We start from the raw sequence: 22,674 nt of genomic DNA on the forward strand, positions 1-22,674 counted from the left end.
TAATCTCACCGTCCTTTCTTACTGGTTAGTCCTATTTTGCAACTTGTTTGCTACCTTGGAATTGATCTGAGAATTCTTTAATTGCATTATAGAATCCGTCGCCTTCAGGTAGTTTAGAAGTGCTTGTAATTTCATCAAGGATTTCTTGATGGTTTCCAGTCATATAACTGAATAATTCACTTTCGTAACGTTGGATATCTTCGATTTCAATTGCATCGATAAATCCTTTACTCAAAGCAAACAATGTAACAACTTGTTGTTCAACAGTTTCCGGTTGGTGAAGTCCTTGTTTCAAAACTTCAACAGTTCGGGCACCACGATTCAATTTAGATTGTGTTGCTTCATCCAAATCTGAACCGAACTGAGCAAACGAAGCTAATTCAGTATATGAAGCTAAGTCCAAACGAAGAGTCCCTGAAACCTTCTTCATAGCCTTAATTTGGGCATCCCCACCAACACGTGAAACTGAAGTTCCGGCATCAATGGCAGGACGAGTCCCGGCATAGAATAAGTCTGAATCCAAGAAAATTTGACCATCAGTGATGGAAATAACGTTCGTTGGAATATAAGCAGAAACGTCACCGGCTTGTGTTTGAATGATTGGAAGAGCGGTCATTGAACCTCCACCCAATTCATCTGACAACTTAGCGGCACGTTCAAGCAAACGTGAATGAGTATAGAAAATATCACCAGGATAAGCTTCACGCCCTGGAGGACGACGAAGAATCAATGATAATTCACGATATGCATCGGCTTGCTTTGTCAAATCATCATAGACAATTAAGACATGCTTGCCATTAAACATAAATTCCTCACCCATTGCGGCTCCAGTATAAGGAGCAATATACAATAGTGGAGCTGGATCAGAAGGTCCGGCTGAAACAACGATTGTATAATCCATTGCACCATACTTACGTAGTGTTTCTACTTGGCCACGAACAGTTGATTCTTTTTGTCCAATTGCGACATAAATACAAATCATATCTTGACCTTTTTGGTTAATGATTGCATCCATCGCGATTGATGTTTTACCAGTCTTACGGTCTCCGATAATCAACTCACGTTGACCACGACCAATAGGAACAAGGGCATCAATAACTTTGATACCTGTTTGTAATGGTTCGAAGACACTCTTACGTTGCATAACTCCTGGTGCTTTTCTTTCAACAGGACGAGTCTTGTCGGTTTTGATTTCACCATTTCCGTCGATTGGGCGACCCAAAGGATCAACGACACGACCTAATAATGCATCACCAACAGGAACTTCCATGATTCGGCCAGTACGCTTAACACTGTTACCTTCACGAATACCAGTAAAATCACCTAAAACAACGATACCAACATCGTTGCTTTCGAGGTTTTGAACCATTCCAAACACGCCATTGTCAAATTCGAGCAACTCACCAGCCATTGCATTATCTAACCCGTGAGCACGGGCGATACCATCACCAACATACGTAACAGTACCTGTTTCTTCAACAGATAATTGTTCTTGGTAATTAGCCAATTGTTGTTTGATGAGTGAACTGATTTCCTCAGCCTTAATGCTCATAAAAGTCTCACCTCTTTAAATTAAATGTTATTTCAGTAATAAACGACGAACTTTTTCGATTCTTGAACTAATACTGCCGTCCAAGATTTCTTTATCGGTACGGACGATTACCCCACCAATAATTGAATCGTCGATACGTTTACTAACGACAACTTCCTTCGCATGAACACGTGAAGCAAGCTGGCTAGTTAATTTTTCCGTTTGTGAATCGTCAAGTTCAACAGCAGAAACTACTTCTGCGTGAACTCTTCCAATTTTTGAATCATAACGTCGCTCAAACTCATCAATAATTGCGACCATTTCATTCATGCGGCCGTAATCAAAAACCATCTGAATCAAGTTAGTAACATATGGAGAAGCTCCATGTGTCAAAGCCTGAATTAATGACTGCTTTTCTTGAAGTGATAATTCAGCACCTGTTAAGACAGATGTTAAACCATCATTAGCTTTAAAGACTTCACGCAATTGCGTTAATTCTTCAAGCGTTGCGTCAAGTTGATCTTGTTCAACGACTAATTCAAACAATGCTTTTGCATAACGTTTTGCAATTGTCATCTTATCAAGACTCATTATTCTTTACCCAACCCTTCAATATAAGAATCAATCAATGCCTTTTGATCACCAGCACTAAGTTCTTTGTGAATGATTTTAGAAGCAATTTCAATAGACAAGTTTGCAACGTCGTCTTTAGCACTCTTCAATGCATCTTCACGAGCTTGTTCAGCATCTTGTTGAGCATTTTCTTTCAGTGCTTGTGCCTCAATTTGTGCTGACGTAATGATTTGCGTCCGTTGGCTTTCACCACTTTGCTTAGCATTAGCTACAATTGTAGCTGCTTCTGAACGAGAGTTTTGAAGTTCTGATTCACGTTGTTCAGCAAGTTTACTTGCTTCATTACGTGATGATTCAGCACTGTCGATATCATTAGCAATTTTGTCAGCACGGTCTTGCATCATCTTGGTGATTGGACCCCAGGCGAATTTCTTAACTAACAACATTAGAATTACTAATGAAACTAGATAAAAAATCATATCGCCGACGTACAAGCTATTCGATTCAGCTAAAACGCTTTGTGCAAACATCTATCGTTACCTCCTTTATATAATATAAAAAATTATTACTTGTTCATAACCATAAAGGCAATAACGATAGCCAAGATAGGCATAGCTTCAATCAAACCTACTCCTAAGAACATAGTTCCTTGAAGACGACCAGATAATTCTGGTTGGCGTGACATTCCTGAAATTGTGTTTCCGATAACAAGACCGTTACCAACACCGGCACCGATAGCGGCACCCATCGCAGCGATTCCTGCAGCAATTGCTCCCATTGTTAAATCCTCCTTAAAATGTGTTATTCCTCAGCAACTTTGTGAGAAATATAAACCGACGTTAATGTTACAAAGACGTATGCTTGAATTGCACCGATAAAGACTGAGAATCCTTGCCAAATAACTGATAATGGTAAAGCATAAATCACACCAAGTGATAAATGGCCATCTGGTAAGGCAAGACCTGCAATCATTTTAAGTAGCAATTCACCTGCATAGATATTACCAAAGAGACGAAGACCTAGTGTTAAGAAGTTACCAAATTCTTCAAAAAGATTGATTGGTAGCAAAAAAGCCACTGGTTTAACATACCCTTTCAGATATTTAAGAAAACCATTTTGTGCCACCCCAACAAGATGTGTAAGCACCATAATTGAGAACGACAGCGTCATCGTAATGACTGGATCTGCCGTTGGGCTTCGCAATAGCTCGTGTCCACCCCAACCGAATTGAAGTATCAATCCAAATTGGTTTGAGACAAATATAAAAATGAACAAGAAAAATCCTAAGAAACTATACCTTGGTGCATATTCTGCTGGCATTTGTCCGCGAACAATTCCATTTGTAAAATCAACAAACCATTCTAGTGCATTTTGACCACCAGTTGGTTTCAAAGTTAATTTTCGAGATAGCCCGAACAACAAAAAGAAAACAATCACGAATACTGCAAGTCCAGAAAGGATATTAGTCCAGTTGAACATGAGGCCGAACAGCTTAAAGGTATAAGCATCACCACCCATGTACATTCCACCTCTTTTCCTTATAACGATTAATTTTGGTTCCTATATAGTGAGTTGACAGCTTGAAGATTCTATCAATGTTACATTATTTGACAGCTCAAAATATATAAAACGATATTACCACCATTTGAGGTAAAATTCAAAGTTATTTAATAAATTCAGTACATCTCGACCAATGTGTCTCGTTATGCATTATAACAAGGTTTACCCTATGTTTTGTTTTTCGCTAGCGGCATCCTCAGGTAGGACTAAATTTAAGATAATCCCCAAAACCGCGGCAACTGCGAGCCCAGAGAACTGATATTGACCTAATTGGAGGTAAGCATTACCTATACCAATCACCAAAATCGTTGATCCAATCATCAAATTTCTTTTCTTATCAAAATCAACTTTTTTATCAATTAAAACTCGTAATCCACTAGAAGCAATCACTCCAAATAATAAGAATGAAATTCCACCAATTACTGGACTTGGAATAGATTCAATTAAGGCACTCAGTTTACCGACAAAACTGAAGACAATCGCAAAGAACGCTGCCCCACCCAGTACGTAGATACTATGAACCTTCGTGATTGCCAAAACGCCAATATTTTCACCATAACTCGTCACTGGTGGACCACCAACAAAACCGGCAATAATTGAGGCTGTTCCGTCCCCTGCCAGTGTCTTGTTTAGGCCTGGATCTCTAAAAAAGTTTCGTCCGGTTAATTGGTTAAGCACCATAATATGGCCTAAATGTTCAGTCATTGTGACAAACGCAATCGGTGCCATACTCAAAATCGCACCCCAATAAAATTCTGGCTTGTAGGAAACAAATGGAATTTGAAAATTAGGCAGTTGGAACCAATTAGCTTTCATAACAGGAGTGAAATCTACTAATCCAAAAATAACGGCCACGATATACCCAAAAACAATTCCTAATAAAATTGGAATTAAGCCAAGGAAGCCTTTGAGATACATATTAAATCCGATAGTGACCAATAAAGTAATCATGGCAACAATAAATAATTTAATATCATACTTACCGGCGGCATTTAGGGTTGCATCTTTAGCAGCGGTACTAGCTAGTGACAATCCAATTACCATCACAATTGGTCCCACGATAATTGGAGGTAATACTTTATCAATCCAATCTGATCCAAAGAAATTGACAATAATAGCGACAATCAAATACACCAACCCTACGGCAACGGTTCCTTGGGCAATTGCAGGATAACCAGCTGCTTTCATGAGCGCGAGCATTGGGACAATAAACGAAAAACTGGAACCCATATAAGCGGGAATTTTGCCTTTCGTAATCAGAATGTACATCAAAGTTCCGATGCCAGAACTAAACAATGCAATTCCTGGATTTAAACCAACTAAAATCGGAACTAAAACCGTTGAGCCAAACATGGAGAACATGTGCTGGATGGATAACCCAAACCATTGTCCTAGCTTGGGACGATCCTGAATATCTAATACTACTTGCTTCTTATCCACAGTAAATCCTCCTTAAAATTCAAAAAGCCTTCAAACCCGCGAAGGTTTAAAGGCAACAAGGATTATACATATTCCACTGTCTCCCTTAGTAGCCTCACGGGACTACTTTAAAAGGACTCTTAATATTGTCATCTATGATATAGATATCTTTATTCGTTGTCAACGAACTTTTTATGTCGTTGTCGTGTCATCACTAACGTTGTTAACGGAATTGTGATAATTACTCCGATAAAGGAGACAAAAATCATAATTAATTCGGACACAAAAATTTTGTTATTCATAATTTCACCAAACGAATAATTCAAACCCATAAACCAAATAAATAGTGCTAAAAAGCCTCCAAAGAATCCAAAAAACAAGGTATTGAACGTCGTTCCTAAAATGGACTCTCCGATGGACATTCCGTTGGCCATCAAGCTTGAATTACTCAAATCTGGGTGTTGTTCTAGTACTTCCGACAAACCAGCTGAAATGGCAATTGAAGCTTCTGCAATCGCCCCTAATGTACTCAAAATAGTCGTTGTCACAGAAATTTTTAAAAAGTCCATGCCAATATACAAAGACATCCCTTCAAGCGCATCAGAGTCTTCAGCTCCAAAGCCTTGCACCATCGCCCAGTGTTCAACTGGCACAATTATAATCAATAAAATCGCCATCACAATTAATGATGCATAAAAAGCAGTTTGCGAAGTTAATAAATCATCATCACCCATAAAAATAGTAATCGCTAAAATCACGATACCGACGCTGACTGTCACAAACATTGGTGGCACATGGAAGGCAATCAAAATCACGGCAAAAAATAACAAGCCAAAATTTAGGACTAAACTCATAAAAGCTTTCCATCCTTGTTTACCACCAATTATCACCATTAAAATTAGTAAAGTTAATCCCAACGCTGTAATAGTTGTCATGCCGCTCGCCTTCTTCCTAATAGCAATGCTGCCAGGCCACTAGCAACCGGGATTGCCAACACTATGCCAATCCCACTAATTAAGCTTTGAACTGTACCTAAGCTCATATTCATGGCGAAGGTATAGCCCCAAGAATTACCGTTTTTTATATAGAGCAATGCAGAAATAAAAGTATCAGTCATGAAAATTAAAAATAACACGTTAACTAACGGTCCCATAATTGATTGACCAACTTTACGACCAGATAAAAATAGTTGCCCTCGGCTAACCTTAGGATCAATACTTTTTAGTTCAAATAACGTGGCCACGATATCTGTGGACTCATCCATGACTGCCCCAAGTGATCCCAATAATGTTTCGGCTAAAAATAAGGGACGTGGAACTTGTGTCACGTATTCCATTGATTCATAAAACATGCCCTTTTCTTGAGTTAAAGCAAAAATGGCTAGGCTAATCAGCATTGAGATACTAGTTCCTAGCACTGTCGCCCCTAAAGTCGCCAGCATTCGCTTACTTGGCCCCAACACCAGTAATAGGGTTAACACTGAAAAGATGACCGCTAAGACGCCGAAAATGAGCATGACGTGGTTTCCTTGCCATTTTAAATCCAGTTTCACCGCGAACAGGAACAACGTGGCGTTGAGCAAGACACTAAATAGCGCCATTGCACCCTTAAATGCCATCGACATGACTAACAAGCAGACCACTAACCAGGCTAAGAAAACTAAAACTGAATCACGTTTAAATCCTTTAATCGTACCCCCGAGTTTGCCATCGTACGTGTGCAATTTGACAAATATCTGATCCCCCACCTTATACTTTTGATCAGTGGCTTGAGAATCCGAATACTGATTTGTAATAGTCAAGGCTTGACCTTTTTTATCACCATTCATCAGCACCAAATGCAACTTCTGGTCCGTCAAATGATCCACGTTTTGGAAAGTATCAACTTGTTTTTGTGGTTTGTCAGTTTGAACTGTTGTAACTTTAGCAATTGTGTCGTGATAAAGCATTTGATTATGCGTCACAAAAAGCATTGAGACAATGCCAATCAATACCAAAATTAAAAACGTTATTATTTTTTTCTTCGTCCACCATCGTTTTATCGAGTTCATGAAACTCCTCCTACGTCATCAACCCTAATTGTACCCTACCGATTTATCTATGAATCAAAAGATTTGTATAAAAATAAAAGCGTGAAATCAGCGTACAAATTGTGAGGACTAATTTGACTTATGACACTAATTCTAAAAATAGTCTATATCAAAAAATGGAGCCAGTGAACAAAACGTTAGTTTTATCACGACTCCATTAAACTCTTATTATTTTGTACCAAACAAACGATCACCTGCATCGCCCAAACCAGGAACGATGTAGCCATTTTCATTCAATGAATCATCAAGTGAGGCAGTATAAATATCAATATCAGGATGTGCTTCTTGTAAAGCTTTCACTCCTTGAGGAGCAGCAACAAGACAAACAAACTTCATGGAAGATGCTCCACGTTTTTTCAAAGCATCGATGGCCATGATTGCTGAACCACCAGTAGCTAACATTGGATCAACAACAAATAATTGGCGTTGATCAATATCAGATGGCAACTTAACAAAATATTCATGTGGCTTCAAAGTTTCTTCATCGCGATACATACCGATGTGACCAACTTTAGCTGCTGGAATTAAATCAAGAATTCCATCAACCATTCCAAGTCCTGCTCGTAAAATTGGAACAACGGCGACTTTTTTACCAGCCAATTGTTTGCGGGTAGTTTTGGTGATTGGTGTTTCAACTTCGACATCTTCAAGCGGCATATCACGTGATACTTCGTATGCCATCAGAGTAGAGATTTCGTTAACAGTTTCACGGAAGTCTTTCGTTCCCATGTTCTTGTCACGAATTAATGTTAATTTATGTTGAATTAGTGGATGATCCAGTACTTCAAATTTGCCCATAATTAATACACTCCTTCTAAAAATTCCATATCCATTGTACCAGACATAGCGCCCGTTCAGTAGCAAAATCTGAAATTAATTTACTTTATGTGCTCTTGTTAATTCTTTGACCTGAGCGGCGACTTCATCCATTGAGGCTTGATTATCATGTTCATTGATAACTCGTAAGATTAATCTAGCTACTTCTTTAGAATCTTCCTCGCTAAATCCGCGGCTTGTAATCGCAGGACTGCCGATACGGATTCCACTTGTAACAAAGGGACTAAGTGGTTCATTTGGAATCGATTCTTTGTTAGTAGTGATGTTTACACTGTCTAATAAGTTTTGAAGTTCCTTCCCATTCACGTCAGTGTCAACTAAAGAAATATTAAACAAATGATTGTCCGTTCCACCTGAAACAACATGGACGTTATCACTGGCATTAAATACTTCTGCCATTGCATTGGCGTTGGTCACGACTTGATTAATATATGTGGTAAATGAAGGTTGGAGTGCTTCATAAAATGCTTGCGCTTTCCCAGCTATGACGTGCTCCAATGGGCCGCCTTGCCCACCAGGGAAAACAGCTGAATTTAATTTTTTAGCGTATTTTTCTTGACTCAAAATCATTCCACCACGAGGGCCTCGTAAGGTTTTATGAGTCGTGGTTGTGACAACATCCGCAATGCCAATTGGACTTGGATGAGCACCAGTTGCAACTAACCCAGCAATATGAGCCATATCAACCATTAAATAAGCGCCAACTTCGTCAGCAATTTCACGGAATTTTTGCCAATCAATCACTCGGCTATATGCAGATGCACCGGCGACAATAATTTGTGGTTGAACTTCTTTTGCCTGTGCCAAAATAGCATCATAATCTAACAATTCTGTTTCAGGGTTCAGTCCATAACCATAGGATTTATAAAATTTACCACTAAAGTTAACCGCTGCCCCATGAGTCAAGTGACCCCCTGAATCTAATCCCATCCCTAGAATTGTGTCTCCTGGTTTGATGAGAGCTTGATACACCGCCGCATTTGCTTGTGAACCAGAGTGTGGTTGAACGTTAACATATTCTGCCCCAAATAATTCCTTGGCATGATCAATTGCTAATTGTTCTACTTGGTCGACAAATTGACAACCGCCATAGTAGCGCTTGCCAGGATATCCTTCAGCATATTTGTTAGTTAAAACAGTTCCCTGAGCCTCACGAACAGCATCCGAAACAATATTTTCTGACGCAATCAATTCGATTGTGTCTTCTTGTCGAACTTCTTCACGGGCAATTGACTGCCATAACTGGTTATCTTTCTCTGTATAGTTCATCGCACGCACTCTCCTATTTTTCGGTAAGATTTACAACTTACTAAAATAATACACCATATTCGAGTGAAACTATCTATTAAAAGTGCGAACCACCAGCAGATTTTTCTAAACGGTTCATATAAGCCGTCCCTAAGCCTTGATTTTCAAAGGCTTGAACCAAGATTGTATTAATTTCAGAATGCTCATCAAAATATCGTAATCCGGCAAATAATGCATGGCTAGCATCTTGTAAATTATTACCCAATGAATAGGTTTCAATGTTTTTATTTAGGGTTAACTTGGCTTTGACATCATTACTAAGCATCAATCCAATGGCCTGAGTTTGTTGATTAAGCCACTCATTTAAACGCGTTAGATCAGTCGTCGGATCAAAAATCGTAACTTGCGCTTTGGGGGAATAATGTGTGTACTTCATCCCCGGTGCCTTTGGCGTTTCTTTTTCACCCACGTGGTGATGATTATTTTCAATTGATCCAATAACTGCTTCAATTTGAGATTTAGTGACTGCACCTGGTCGCAAAATTACAGGCATCGCGGTCGACATGTCAATGACAGTCGATTCAACGCCGACCTTCGTTTCTCCATCATCCAAAATCCCGGCAATTTTGCCGTTTAAATCATGATAAACGTGTTGCGCAGTCGTTGGGCTTGGTTTCCCTGATGTATTAGCTGAGGGGCCCACAATTGGCCGGCCGGCTAGCTCAATTAATTTGCGAGTTGCATCATTATCTGGAAATCTAAAAGCGGCTGTAGCCAAGCCGCCAGTGACTGATTTCGACAACACACCTGGCTTTAATGTAAAAATCATCGTCAACGATCCAGGCCAAAACTGCTTCATGAGCTTGTAGGCAGCTGCCGGAATAGTCTGCGCATATTTTTCAACCGTCGCAACATCGGCTACGTGAACAATCAGTGGATTGTCACTTGGTCGCCCTTTGGCTAAATAAACTTGCTTGACGGCAGATTCATTGGTTGCATCTGCGCCGAGTCCATAAACTGTTTCCGTTGGGAAAGCGACTAGTTCACCTGCCTGAATTAACTTTGCTGCCTGTTTGATTTCATTTGTTGTAAAAATTTTAGTTTCCATAAATATTAGTCACTTTCATTTAAATCTGAAATTTTAATCATCCGCATTTGGTCGTTGATATCGTGTTTAGTTTGGATTTTTGCTTTTGGTAAGATCCGATGTGTTAAAACTTGCATTGCTTTTTCTTGTCCATAACCAGTCTCAGCAAATAGCTCACCATGAGGTGTCAATTGTGATGTCAATTCACTAAAAATTCGTTCGTAAATTGCTAACCCTTGATGATCGGCAAAGAGTGCTAAATGTGGTACGTACTCTAACACTGACTTATCCATATCCGCTTTTTCATCATCCCCGATATATGGTGGGTTGGACACAATCAAATCAAATTTTTCGTTGTTTAAATCGGTGAACAAATCACTATGTACAAATGACACATCTGCGCCTAAATCATCCGCATTCAACTCGGCGACCGCTAAAGCTGACTCTGATACGTCACTCGCAACTACGGACCAATTTGGTCGTTCCAATTTCAAAGTAATCCCAATTACCCCACTACCAGTCCCTAAATCAAGGACTTTTAACGGTGCTTCTGAATGTTCATTTAAAACCCATTCAATCAGTTCTTCGGTTTCATTCTCGGGAATCAACACATTCTGATTAACGGTAAATGTACGTCCATAAAATGGTGCTCTACCGACGATATATTGAGCTGGTTCGTTTTGCATTAATCGTTCAACTTGCGCCTTAAAAATTTCAAACTCAAAATCAATCATTACATCGTTCCGATGCAGAATAATTTGCGTTGAATTCCAATCATGTTCCATGCTTAACAAATATTCAGGAGCGGTTGGATCAACATCTTGATTTGTCTGGATAAAAGAAGAAGCCCAATTAAGGGCTTCTTGATAAGTCGGATTATTCATCACGTAACTGCTCCATTTTTTCTGCTTGATCAGCAATAATCAATGCATCAATAATGTCTTCTAATTCACCACTCATAATGCGATCTAACTTATTAAGTGTTAACCCAATGCGATGATCGGTCACTCGATTTTGAGGATAATTATACGTCCGAATTCGTTCAGAGCGATCCCCCGTTCCAACCGCAGTCTTCCGTTGTTCATTATAGGCATTCTCTTCTTTTTGAGAATAGTAATCATAAACCCGAGCTTTTAAGATTTGCATAGCTTTGGCCCGGTTTTGTTGTTGCGAACGTTGATCTTGCATAGCGACGACAATCCCAGTAGGTAAATGCGTCATTCGAACGGCAGAGGAAGTCTTATTAATATGCTGACCACCAGCACCAGATGAACGATAGACATCAGTCCGAATATCCTTATCTTCAAGTTCGATATCCACATCTTCAGCTTCGGGCATTACCCCAACTGTTGCTGTTGAAGTATGAATTCGGCCAGCCGATTCAGTTGTTGGAATTCGTTGCACACGATGGGCGCCATTTTCGTATTTCAGTTTAGAATACACACTAGCCCCACTAATCATTAAGACGATTTCTTTAAAACCACCAACTTCAGTTTGACTTTGGTCAACAATTTCAACCGTCCAACCTTGTTTTTCCGCGTAGCGAGAATACATTTCAAATAAATCTGCAGCAAATAAACTGGCTTCATCCCCACCAGCTGCTCCGTGGATTTCCATGATGATATTTTTATCATCGTTAGGATCTTTAGGCAACAGTAAAACTTTCAATTCATTTTCTAAATTTTCTTGTTCTTCACGAGATTCAGTCAATTCTTCCTTAGTTAACTGAGCCATTTCATCATCGAGGTTTTCACGAAGTAACTCTTCGTCATCCTTAACTTGTTGAACCACTTTTTTGTAAGCAGTATATTTTTCGACAGTTTCTCGTAAACTGCCCTCTTCCTTTGAAAGGTCCATGAACCGATCAGTATCAGCAATCACATCTGGATCACTGAGAAGTTCGTTCACTTCATCATAACGGTCGGCGACCGCTTGTAATTTATCAAATATTTCGTTCATTAAATGTCTTCTCCTAAGTTTCTAAACAGTGGGATGGAAATAATGACGGCGACAAACTGGATAATATGCTTCATTACCACCAATTTGGACTTGCTCACCTTCATAAACAGGTTTCCCATCATGCATTCTTAAATTAAAACTGGCTTTTTTCTTGCAGAACCAACAGATAGTTTTCATTTCTTCAATTTTATCTGCATAAATCAATAGGTACTTTGAACCTTCAAAAAGTTCATTTCGAAAATCATTTTTGAGGCCAAACGTCATCACTGGAATATTCAAGTCGTCAACCACTTTGGTCAATTGTAAAATATGGTCCTTGGTGAGAAACTGAGCTTCATCAACCAATACACAAGCAGCATCCGGATTAGTTTCCTGCACGTAATCAAAGATATTAGTGTCTTGCATAATTGGTAGTGCCTCGCGTTCAAGACCAATTCGACTCGAAATTTTACCAACCCCAGCACGATTATCCAGTCCACTAGTCATCATAATAACTGACTTACCTTGTTCTTCGTAGTTATAAGCAACTTTTAAAATTTCAATTGATTTACCGGAGTTCATCGCTCCATACCTAAAGAATAATTGTGCCAATTTGAATCACCTTTTCCTTGCATAGTCCTTAATAGTATACCGAAAAAAACGTCCTTTGTGAACAGACAAGTCACGATTGATATAATTGACTTGTCTATATATTTATTTATAATTGTATGTACAATCAATTGATGGAGGTGACACATACAATGAATCAACCCCAATTTTCAGACTGTCTCTACTTTGCTAGTGCCCGCTTAAACCGCTATATCGCTAAGATTGGTGATACTAAATTTAAACAAATTGGCCTTTCATCCTCCTCGGCATTTGTTCTAATGTGTATCGCTGATAATCCAGCAATTAATCCTTCTGAAATCGCTGATGAACTATATCTAGACCGCTCGACAATTACTCGCTTTTTGGATAAACTGGAAGTTCAAGGTTTCATCACCCGTGTGTCGGATGGGCGGTCCGTTAAAATTAACGTAACCCCCACGGGTCACAAATTAATTCCGGCAATTGCAAACGTTTGGGACGATTTGAACCAGACCTACGCTGATTTATTAGGTGCAGACACGGAAAAAAATTTTCGAGCCACACTGAATCAACATTTTGCCAATTTAACTAATTAATTATTAAGTTTATGTAAATTAAGATACCAATATTTTCAAATAAAACAATACGGTTTATGATTAACCACAACAATTCATAACTGGAGGAAATTTTTTAATGTCGATTAGAAGTTCATTTGCAGCCGCAGCCGGTAAATCAAGTTATTGGTTGCTACACAATTTTTTTCATGGTGGTAGCTCACTGCCCGGTAAAATCACGGTCGCACTGGACCCCAACATTTTACGCGCATTTGGTAAGGATTATGATGTCGTAATTGTCACTGGGACCAATGGTAAAACATTAACCACTGCGCTAAGCGTCAAAGTATTAAAAGAAGGCTTTGACAATGTTGTCACCAATCCAACCGGATCAAACATGGAGCAAGGTATTGTGACTACATTCATAACTGCTAAAAAATCCAAAAATGGTAAAACCATTGCTGTGTTAGAAGTTGATGAAGCTAACGTGATTAAGGTTACCAAACATATCACTCCAATCGCCTTTGTCTTCACCAATTTGTTCCGTGATCAAATGGACCGCTATGGTGAATTGTACACAACATATCAAAAAATCTTGGATGGTGTTGCTAACGCACCTAAGGCAACCATTATTGCTAATGGTGATGCGATGATTTTTAATTCTCAAACACTGCCCAATCCAATTATCTACTACGGTTTTAACCACTTACCAGCTGGGGACATTAAAGCTCCTGCTAATACGGATAGCGTTTTATGCCCCAAATGTAATCACATCTTACATTATGGCTTTATCACCTACGGAAATTTAGGCGATTATTTCTGTCCAAATTGTGGATTCAAACGACCTGAATTAACCAATCAAGTCACCCGTTTAACAGAATTAACGCCCACTAGTTCTTCCTTTGAGATTGATGGTAAGCCATATTCAATCCAAATTGGTGGCACCTATAACATCTACAACGCGCTAGCAGCGTATACCTTGGGACGTTTCTTAGATATTTCCACTGATCAAATTAAAAATGCTTTCGAAAATGATAGTCGCGTTTTTGGCCGACAAGAAGTTATTCAAGTTGGAGACAAGCAAGTGACCTTAATTTTGGTTAAAAACCCAGTAGGACTTAATCAAGTAATTGACATGATTTTGTCAGATAAAGATGCATTTTCATTTGTTGGTCTCTTAAACGCCAATTACGCCGATGGGATTGATACTAGTTGGATTTGGGATGGTAACTTTGAAAAATTAAAAAAACACGATATTCCTCAATTCATCACTGGTGGAGAGCGATATAAAGACATCACATTCAGACTAAAAGTTGCTGGCGTTGATAATTTAATTATTGAACCCGAGTTAAAAGATGTTGTTCAACGAATCACTGAGCTACCCACCAAAAAAGTTTATGTCCTAGCAACTTATACCGCGGTATTGCAACTTCGCAAACAATTAGCTGATCAGAAATTGATTAAAGAAGGGATGGATGCTTAATGGCCAAATATGTTTTGAATTTAGCACATTTGTATGGTGACCTATTAAATACCTATGGCGACGTTGGTAATATTTTGGCATTACAATATTATGCAAAACAAATGGATACCGAGATTCAAACGACTGTCATTAGTACGGAAAATGACTTCCACGCAGATGACTTTGACCTCGCCTTCTTTGGTGGCGGTCAAGATTATGAACAAGTCATCGTTTCTAAAGATATCCAAAATAAAAAAGCTGAAATCCAAAAATTCATTGAAGCTGACAAACCCATGTTAGCCATTTGTGGTGGTTATCAACTATTGGGTCACTATTATCTCAGTGCTCAAGGCAAAAAAATCCCGGGAATTGGGGTCTTAAATCACTACACCCTGAATCAAAATAACAACCGTTTTATCGGAGACATTACCATTAAAAGTGAAGACACTGGTGAAGTCTACCACGGCTTTGAAAACCATAACGGCATGACTTTCCTTGGTGACGGCGAAAAACCACTTGGAACAGTGGTGTCCGGCAATGGTAACAACGATCAAGACAATAGCGAAGGCGCCATTTACAAACAAACCTATTGCTCATACTTCCACGGCCCAGTCCTAACGAGAAATGGGCTACTAGCTAAACGAATGATTTTAAAAGCGCTCCATAATAAATATCCAGATGTTGATTTTACGACACAAGAACAATACGAAGTGCAACCTACTTTTTAAATCACAAAACGACCCGCTTGATAGCGAGTCGTTTTTTTGACTAATTTTGTGGTGTGCCACTAACCCCATTTAATTGATTGGTATAAATCATTAATTGATTTGCATACGAAGGATGGTCTTTATTATCTTGAATAACTTTTTGTAGCTCTGAAGTATCATCAGTCACAATGCCGTCAACATTTAAAAATAATAGTCGCTGCATTTGATCTGGATCATCGACTGTCCAAGCGTATACTTATTTGTTGCGTTTATGAGCTTGATCCATAAATGCCTGCGTCAATGTAGTCTCTTCCATCGTGTACGCATTGGCCTGCGTCCTTGGAAATGCCAAATTATAAGGCAAAATAAAACTTGAAAACAGCTGTGGTTCTTGTTTTTTTACCTTCGTAATCACAGGGTAACTTAACGAATGCATATAATTTCCATCTGCCAACATCCGTTTTTGATATAGCTTCAGAAAGTTTGAAACCATCTCAGGACTGTCTTCATTAGAAGTCTTAATTTCCACCAATAACTTTTGGTGATTTTTCTCCGCAGCGGCCAAATAATCATTGAAACTAGGAATTTTAGCTGACTGGTCATTTTCACTCACGGTTAATTGTGTCAACTGTGCCAAGGTTAAATCATGCACCTTCTTATTGACTCCAGCTAAGTTTTTCAAATTACCATCATGAATTACCACAAATTGATGATCCTTAGTTTCGTGAATATCCATTTCAACAAAATCTGGCTTTTCTTTAGCTGTTTTTTCAAGCGCCGGAATGGTATTTTGAACTCCATTTTGATCATCAACACCCCGATGAGCAATCACCAATGGTGGATCAATTAACGCACCTTTAAAATATGCAAAATTATAAACTCCGGCCGCCCCACCAATAACTACCACAAGCACGACAGCTAAGCTTCTTTTTAATTTTTTAAAACGTACCACGCCGTTAGTTTGCGCCGACTTCGAAACAATACTTCCTTGAAACTCATCCAAAGCGATATTCACAATAAATACCACTCCCATGACCATCAAGATTTGGTTGATAATTTCTAACAGCATCAAATTAATCACTGCTCCGCCAAGAGCTATGGCTGGTAAATGTTGATCTAATAATGTTTGCACTACGTATAAAATGCCACGAGAAACTGCACCGATTAAGCCTAACAAAAATGAACTCGCGAACAGTTTGACTGCAATTTTGAAGAAGTGTCCTTTAGTTTCTCGCCAACTATCAACAATCACTTCGAAGGTTGTTTCATGTCGATTAATGGTCCCCGGTAAAAATGTAATCAAACGAATCGATAAAAATACTGCCAACAATGTGAATGTAACAATTGGTACCCAAATAGTCGCTGAATTCCACATATCATCTAAAATAAAAACTGGAATTGTAATTTTTGATAACAATTCAGATTGAAAAATAGTTTTGCTAAATGGCACCACAACTATTAAATATGCAATGGTCACCAGCATGGTTGTAAAGCGCACTCGCCTTAAATCTTTAATTCGCTCAACAATCAACTGCCAAATTGAAACGTTTTGTTGTGCCCTGATATTGGCCACAATAGCCATCCAAATCGTAAATTGCAAATATGCTGCCAGCAATGTAATAATCAAAATTATTAACAGGCCCACAGCGACTACCGGATGACCAATAATTACACTCACAATGTTCGTGTAAGATAAGTACGGAATATTGGCAAGTTCCATCATTTTTTGGACAAGCCACGTTAATCCTGGAATTACCACTTGGCCAATAATAAAACTCGAACCAATTGTCACTAAAATAAAATAACCCCAATATTTACTGAATTGTTGCCAATAACGGCGATACATCCCCAATATTTTTTCATAATCTCCCCCACCATATAAAAAAGGTCCCAAATTCCTGGGACCTACCAGTAATTCGTTACCGTTATTTTATACATTAACGCAAAGAACTACAATTATTTAACATTTTTCATCTAAATAAGTACTAATTATTTGATCTCGCCGTGGCAAATACACACTATTATTGTCATTTGGATGAACTCGGTTTGACAAAAATACGAAGGCTTGATTAGTAACTAAGTCAATTGTTAACCAAGTCCCGGTATACCCTGTATGGTACAAAATATTGTGTTGATCATTTCGATCTTGAAGTAATCTCCAACCAAAAGTTCGACCATGAAATCCCGCCATCGGTGTTTGATCTACTTGCAAAAGTTCTCTCGTCGAATCAGTTAATAAGCCATTTAAATTCGAATCAATCATCTGATGGGCAAACGAAACCACATCCGTCAGTGTTGAAAATAACCCCGCACTCCCACAATGGGCTCCTAAAGTATAGGCTTTCGGGTCATGAACAACTCCACGAATCAATCCTCGGGTTGGATGCATCTGTGTTGGTACACAATTTTCTTTCAGTGGCGAAAAGCTCGAACCCATCATTTTTAAAGGTCCCAAAACTTCAGTCGTAATCACTTGTTGCACCGGCTGTTGATAGAATTTTTCAATAATCCAACCCAAATAGATTAGTCCAATATCAGCGTATTTAACTTGCTGCCCAAAATTTTTCGACGTAGTCAAACTCAATAACGCTTGATGTAAATGAGTTGCATCCAAATCATCGCGATTTGGGATGTATCCTTCAATCCCCGAAGTGTGCGTCAATAAATGACGGATTTTCACCCTCGAATCACCAAACTCTGGTAAATAAGCTTGCACGCTGTCCTCGACAGATAATTTGCCCGCTTGAACCATGTGCATGATGACCGTTGTTGTCCCAATGACTTTAGTCAGAGATGCAACGTCATACTGCATTCCTGCTTGTAACTGTTCAATAGTTGGAACTACTTGAGCATTACCGAAAACTTCACTAATTTCATGTTGACCATCAAAAATAGCATATGAAACTCCAGGAGCAATGCCATCCTCCACCAATTGATGGATTTGTTTGATTGTCCGTGAGTATTCATATGCCATTATGCAGCCGTCCTTCTAAATTTGATTACCAAGGAACTGACTATTATATAAGTCGGCGTAGAAGCCATTTTGTTTCATCAGGTTATCGTGATTACCAGTTTCTACAATTGAACCATGGTTAACTACAATAATATTCTCTGCATTTCTAATTGTCGAGAGGCGATGTGCGACAACAAAACTTGTACGGTTCTGTTGCAAACTATTCATTGCTTTTTGAATCAAGGATTCAGTCCGGGTATCAACTGAACTGGTTGCTTCGTCTAAAATTAAAATTTCAGGATTAGCGACGAACGCACGCGCAATTGTAATTAATTGCCGTTGCCCTTGTGAAATGTTAGATGCAGATTCATCTAAGATAGTGTCATATCCATCCGGTAATTGACGAATAAAGCCATCCGCATGTGCTGATTCTGCGGCAGCATACACTTCTTCTTCCGTGGCTGATTCATTACCATATTTGATGTTATCAAAGATTGAACCGGTAAATAACCACGTTTCTTGAAGAACCATCGCAAAGTGACTCCGAACTTCTTCACGGGTCATATTACGTGTTTCTTTGCCATCCAAATAAATATTTCCACTTTGAATATCATAAAAGCGTTCCAATAAATTAATAATGGTTGTCTTACCAGCACCTGTTGGACCGACGATGGCTACCATATCATTTTTCGGCGCCAATAAGTTGAAATCCTTAATTAATGGATTTTTGTCGTAACTAAAGGCGACATCATCGAACACCACTTTAGCATTAATATCGATTGCTTTGCTGTCAGCTTGAATCGTATCTTCCATTTCTGGTTCATCCAGAACAGCAAAAATTCGTTCAGCAGAAGCAATAGTTGCTTGAATGGTATTTGAAAGGTTAGCAATTTGAGTAATTGGTTGTGAAAGTTGGTTAGTATACTGCAACATTGCTTGCACATTCCCCAATGTCACGGTTCCACTGGCCACTTCAAGTGTTCCAACCACTGCGACTAGTAGATACGTCAAGTTTTTTGTAAAGTTCATCATTGGAAACATTAAAGTTGAGAAAAATTGAGCTTTCCAAGCGGCCTTGTAATATTCACTATTTTGGCCGTTGAACTTATCAATCGCATCTTGTTCATGATTAAAGGTTCTAACGACTGTATGACCAGCATAGTTTTCTTCGACCTGATCATTTAATTTCCCCAAACTAGCTTGTTGTTTGGCAAACAATTTTTGTGATTTTGGAGCAATAATCCCAACAATCACTAAACTAATTGGTACCGTAATTAAAGCTAAAAGCGTTAACTTCCAGCTAATCGTCAGCATGAAATACAACACACCGAAGAAGGTTAAAATACTAGTCACAATTTGAATCAAACTTTGTTGTAAGGTTCCGGCAATGTTATCCATATCATTAATTGCCCGACTCATAATGTCACCATTTGAATGCGTGTCATAGTAACTAACAGGCACTCGTTGCATTTTCGCTTTAAAATCGCGGCGTAACTGATAGACTACTTGTTGTGAAATTCGAGTCATAACTACTTGTTGGATCATACTGAATATGGCTGAAATTCCATACAAAAGTCCGACTACAATTAAAATTTGAATGATTTTGTCAAAGTTAATTGGCAAACTGGTGACGTGTAGTCCGGCTTTCATTTCGCCATATCCTTTAGTCACACCCTTATAAATCTCAGTGGTTGCTTTCCCAAGCACTTTAGGAGCATTCACCGATAATACAACCGAAACGGCACCTAAAACAATGGAGATGACAACTCCAGGAATCCAGCGACCCATGTACTTAAAGAGGCGTTTCGTTGTTGGCCAAAAATGTTGGGGTTTTTCAGTGGGGCCTTTTGACCCATGATTAGGATTACGCATTTTGTCCATCCCCTTCCCGAATTTGTGATTCCACAATTTGGCGATAAGTTTCGTTATTGGCCTTTAACTCTTGATGTTTCCCTTGACCAACCACCTTGCCATTATCCATCACCAGGATTAGGTCGGCATCAGCGACAGTGGAAACCCGTTGCGCTACAATCACACTTACGGCATTGGCAACATTTTCATCTTGCTTCAATGCCATTCTCAATTCAGCATCCGTTTTAAAATCTAAAGCAGAAAATGAATCATCAAATACGTAGATTGACGCCGGTTTGATAATGGTTCGAGCAATCGCTAACCGTTGTCGTTGACCACCAGAGAAGTTGTCCCCGTTTTGTTCAACAATTGCATCCAACCCGCCATTTTCTTCAATGAAATCTTTTGATTGAGCAATATCCAGCGCATGCCATATTTCATCATCACTTGCATCGCTTTTACCATACTGCATGTTCGAGCGAATCGTCCCTTTAAAGAGCACCGCTTTTTGTTGCGTAATTGAAATGGCTTCGTGTAATTGATTTTGGCTAACTGAGGCATTATTCTGACCATTAACCTTTATCTCACCATGATCAACGTTAAATAGGCGCGGAATCAAGTTCACCATGGTCGATTTACCCGAACCTGTTCCACCAATAATCGCGACCGTTTGTCCTGCCGTCGCCTTAAAGTTGACATCTTGTAAGGCCATATTTTCCGCCCCACGATACGTAAAATCAACGTGATCAAATTCCAATGAAGCAGGCTGACTTTGATCAAATGATTTCAAATCAGTTCCTTGAGCATCTTTAACACTGCTTTCACGGTCTAGCACTTCATTAATCCGTTGACCAGAAGCTTGAGCACGTGGCACCATCACAAAGACCATTGATAACATCATGAAACTCATCAAAATTTGAGTTGAGTATGTCATAAAGGCAACCAAATTACCGACTTGCATCGACATATCGCCAATTAAGTGACCGCCTAACCAAATAATTCCAATATTTGTACCACTCAATATTAACGTCATAATTGGAAACATAAACGAAACAATCGTTTGAGCTTTAGTTGATGTCGCCGTGTAATCTTTATTGGCTACATCAAAGCGGTCTTGTTCAAATTGATCCTGATTGAAGGCACGAATAACACGTACACCTGTCAATCCTTCACGAAAAACTAAGTTAATCCGGTCAGTTTTCTTTTGAATGGATTTAAATAATGGCACAACAAAATACATAATAATTAAGACACTGACAGCGAGTAATGGTAACGACACCAAAAAGACGGTCGTCAATTTGGCTTCGCGATTATAGGCTAAAACGCCTGCCGCTATCAACATAATTGGTGCTTGTAACATCATTCGGAGCATCGTCACTAACACGTTTTGAATTTGAACGATATCATTTGTGGTTCTCGTAATTAATGATGAGTCCCCAAAATCAGTGAATTCACGACTGGAGAAATTAATAATTTTTGAATACATTTGAGTCCGTAATTTTTGTCCAACTCTCATTGCCTGAGTTGAGGCAAAATAAACGTTGCCACCAGCGGCTAATAAACCAATTAAGGCGACAATTAACATCTTCCCACCTTGACTCCATATATAGGACTGGTCATTTTGTGCAATTCCCTTATCAATCAAATCTGAGGTAATGGTTGGTAAATACAAGTCAGCACTAACTTGTAAAAGCAAGAATAGGACTGCAAGAGCAACTGCCCACCAAGCAAAATTTTTTCGTGCGATTTTAAACAATGGCTTTCTCCTTTGAATTTAGTCGTTTAACAGTTATTGATTATTTTCAACTTCAGTCGTTAACGAACTAATAATTTTTTGATGAATCGTATCTAGTTCTGATAACTCTTCATCAGTCAGTGTACCAAACATTATTTGATCCACCTGCTGCCGAACCTTCGCATTTTCATGCATCAGTTGTAATCCCTTATCAGAAATGGAAACTCTCGTAATACGCCGATCAGAACTATCCTTGGTTCGCGTAACAAGACCATCATTTTCCATCTTTTCTAATAAGTCTGTCACTGATGCCGCCCGAATATGGACAATGTCAGCCAATTGTTTTTGCAATAAATTATCATGTTGCATCAGTATACTGAGTAAATGTCCCTGTCCATGATGGATTCCATGTTGCTCCGTACTTCTAGTTGAGCTGGCTCGCCTCATCAGCCCTAAAACTTCAAACATTTGATGCGACAGCTATCCGTAATTTGTCGTCATTCGTTGACCTCCCACAATACTTAGGTACCTAACGATTATTT

The 22,674-nt window shown here is 39.0% G+C and carries 22 protein-coding genes and 1 pseudogene; 3 read left to right on the forward strand and 20 right to left on the reverse strand.

The window, feature by feature from the left end:
• Window positions 1-31: 31 nt before the first annotated feature.
• The 14 genes from atpA to F0161_RS08560 form a co-directional block, all read right to left on the reverse strand.
• On the reverse strand, window positions 32-1,552 hold the full coding sequence (atpA, locus tag F0161_RS08495; protein WP_150204303.1) for a F0F1 ATP synthase subunit alpha: 1,521 nt from the start codon (window positions 1,550-1,552) through the stop codon (window positions 32-34).
• 27 nt (window positions 1,553-1,579) lie between these two features.
• Window positions 1,580-2,122, reverse strand: coding sequence for an ATP synthase F1 subunit delta (gene atpH / locus F0161_RS08500; protein ID WP_150204304.1), 543 nt, complete (start codon window positions 2,120-2,122; stop codon window positions 1,580-1,582).
• Window positions 2,122-2,634, reverse strand: a complete 513-nt coding sequence (gene atpF, locus F0161_RS08505) for a F0F1 ATP synthase subunit B (protein ID WP_150204305.1) — start codon at window positions 2,632-2,634, stop codon at window positions 2,122-2,124. The genes atpH and atpF overlap by 1 nt, the downstream gene beginning before the upstream one ends.
• Window positions 2,635-2,669: 35 nt before the next feature.
• Window positions 2,670-2,882, reverse strand: coding sequence for a F0F1 ATP synthase subunit C (gene atpE / locus F0161_RS08510; RefSeq protein ID WP_137602261.1), 213 nt, complete (start codon window positions 2,880-2,882; stop codon window positions 2,670-2,672).
• A 23-nt stretch (window positions 2,883-2,905) separates the two neighbouring features.
• Window positions 2,906-3,622, reverse strand: coding sequence for a F0F1 ATP synthase subunit A (gene atpB / locus F0161_RS08515; RefSeq protein ID WP_137602260.1), 717 nt, complete (start codon window positions 3,620-3,622; stop codon window positions 2,906-2,908).
• Between the two features lie 204 nt (window positions 3,623-3,826).
• Window positions 3,827-5,104: a uracil permease gene (gene uraA / locus F0161_RS08520; RefSeq protein ID WP_150204306.1), complete on the reverse strand. Its 1,278-nt coding sequence runs from the start codon at window positions 5,102-5,104 to the stop codon at window positions 3,827-3,829.
• Window positions 5,105-5,253: 149 nt separating this feature from the next.
• Window positions 5,254-6,018, reverse strand: a complete 765-nt coding sequence (locus tag F0161_RS08525) for a YibE/F family protein (RefSeq protein ID WP_150204307.1) — start codon at window positions 6,016-6,018, stop codon at window positions 5,254-5,256.
• On the reverse strand, window positions 6,015-7,133 hold the full coding sequence (locus tag F0161_RS08530) for a YibE/F family protein (RefSeq protein WP_150204308.1): 1,119 nt from the start codon (window positions 7,131-7,133) through the stop codon (window positions 6,015-6,017). Before F0161_RS08530 ends, F0161_RS08525 begins: the two co-directional genes overlap by 4 nt.
• Before the next feature lie 207 nt (window positions 7,134-7,340).
• A complete protein-coding gene (upp, locus tag F0161_RS08535) occupies window positions 7,341-7,970 on the reverse strand; it encodes a uracil phosphoribosyltransferase (protein ID WP_137601154.1) in 630 nt (209 codons plus the stop codon).
• Between the two features lie 75 nt (window positions 7,971-8,045).
• Window positions 8,046-9,278, reverse strand: coding sequence for a serine hydroxymethyltransferase (gene glyA, locus F0161_RS08540; protein WP_137601155.1), 1,233 nt, complete (start codon window positions 9,276-9,278; stop codon window positions 8,046-8,048).
• 76 nt (window positions 9,279-9,354) lie between these two features.
• The gene (locus F0161_RS08545) at window positions 9,355-10,365 is read right to left on the reverse strand and encodes an L-threonylcarbamoyladenylate synthase (protein WP_150204309.1); all 1,011 of its coding nucleotides are present in this window, start codon (window positions 10,363-10,365) and stop codon (window positions 9,355-9,357) included.
• Between the two features lie 5 nt (window positions 10,366-10,370).
• A complete protein-coding gene (prmC, locus tag F0161_RS08550) occupies window positions 10,371-11,228 on the reverse strand; it encodes a peptide chain release factor N(5)-glutamine methyltransferase (protein ID WP_174795631.1) in 858 nt (285 codons plus the stop codon).
• Complete coding sequence (prfA, locus tag F0161_RS08555; protein ID WP_137601158.1) at window positions 11,221-12,303, reverse strand: peptide chain release factor 1; 1,083 nt, start codon at window positions 12,301-12,303, stop codon at window positions 11,221-11,223. Before prfA ends, prmC begins: the two co-directional genes overlap by 8 nt.
• A gap of 21 nt (window positions 12,304-12,324) precedes the next feature.
• Complete coding sequence (locus tag F0161_RS08560) at window positions 12,325-12,894, reverse strand: thymidine kinase (RefSeq protein WP_137601159.1); 570 nt, start codon at window positions 12,892-12,894, stop codon at window positions 12,325-12,327.
• A 149-nt stretch (window positions 12,895-13,043) separates the two neighbouring features.
• On the opposite strand from F0161_RS08560, the gene F0161_RS08565 reads away from it, so the two are divergent.
• The 3 genes from F0161_RS08565 (at window position 13,044) to F0161_RS08575 (ending at window position 15,614) form a co-directional block, all read left to right on the forward strand.
• The gene (locus F0161_RS08565; RefSeq protein ID WP_170175889.1) at window positions 13,044-13,466 is read left to right on the forward strand and encodes a MarR family winged helix-turn-helix transcriptional regulator; all 423 of its coding nucleotides are present in this window, start codon (window positions 13,044-13,046) and stop codon (window positions 13,464-13,466) included.
• 97 nt (window positions 13,467-13,563) lie between these two features.
• Window positions 13,564-14,907, forward strand: coding sequence for a Mur ligase family protein (locus F0161_RS08570; protein ID WP_150204310.1), 1,344 nt, complete (start codon window positions 13,564-13,566; stop codon window positions 14,905-14,907).
• A complete protein-coding gene (locus tag F0161_RS08575) occupies window positions 14,907-15,614 on the forward strand; it encodes a type 1 glutamine amidotransferase (RefSeq protein ID WP_137601162.1) in 708 nt (235 codons plus the stop codon). Before F0161_RS08570 ends, F0161_RS08575 begins: the two co-directional genes overlap by 1 nt.
• Before the next feature lie 40 nt (window positions 15,615-15,654).
• On the opposite strand, the pseudogene F0161_RS08580 reads toward F0161_RS08575, so the two are convergent.
• From F0161_RS08580 to F0161_RS08605, 6 genes and pseudogenes are all read right to left on the reverse strand, one after another.
• Window positions 15,655-15,837 (reverse strand): annotated as a pseudogene (locus tag F0161_RS08580) (hypothetical protein); the annotation flags it as partial.
• Window positions 15,838-15,849: 12 nt separating this feature from the next.
• Complete coding sequence (locus tag F0161_RS08585; protein WP_150204312.1) at window positions 15,850-17,439, reverse strand: glycerophosphoryl diester phosphodiesterase membrane domain-containing protein; 1,590 nt, start codon at window positions 17,437-17,439, stop codon at window positions 15,850-15,852.
• 114 nt (window positions 17,440-17,553) lie between these two features.
• Complete coding sequence (locus F0161_RS08590; RefSeq protein ID WP_150204313.1) at window positions 17,554-18,567, reverse strand: serine hydrolase domain-containing protein; 1,014 nt, start codon at window positions 18,565-18,567, stop codon at window positions 17,554-17,556.
• 15 nt (window positions 18,568-18,582) lie between these two features.
• The gene (locus F0161_RS08595) at window positions 18,583-20,418 is read right to left on the reverse strand and encodes an ABC transporter ATP-binding protein (RefSeq protein ID WP_150204314.1); all 1,836 of its coding nucleotides are present in this window, start codon (window positions 20,416-20,418) and stop codon (window positions 18,583-18,585) included.
• A complete protein-coding gene (locus F0161_RS08600) occupies window positions 20,411-22,153 on the reverse strand; it encodes an ABC transporter ATP-binding protein (protein WP_150204315.1) in 1,743 nt (580 codons plus the stop codon). The genes F0161_RS08595 and F0161_RS08600 overlap by 8 nt, the downstream gene beginning before the upstream one ends.
• A gap of 33 nt (window positions 22,154-22,186) precedes the next feature.
• Window positions 22,187-22,600, reverse strand: coding sequence for a MarR family winged helix-turn-helix transcriptional regulator (locus tag F0161_RS08605; protein WP_150204316.1), 414 nt, complete (start codon window positions 22,598-22,600; stop codon window positions 22,187-22,189).
• Window positions 22,601-22,674 lie beyond the last annotated feature (74 nt).

Origin of the sequence: Paucilactobacillus nenjiangensis, assembly GCF_008632615.1 — a bacterium.
In the GTDB taxonomy this organism is placed as follows: Bacteria; Bacillota; Bacilli; order Lactobacillales; family Lactobacillaceae; genus Paucilactobacillus; species Paucilactobacillus nenjiangensis.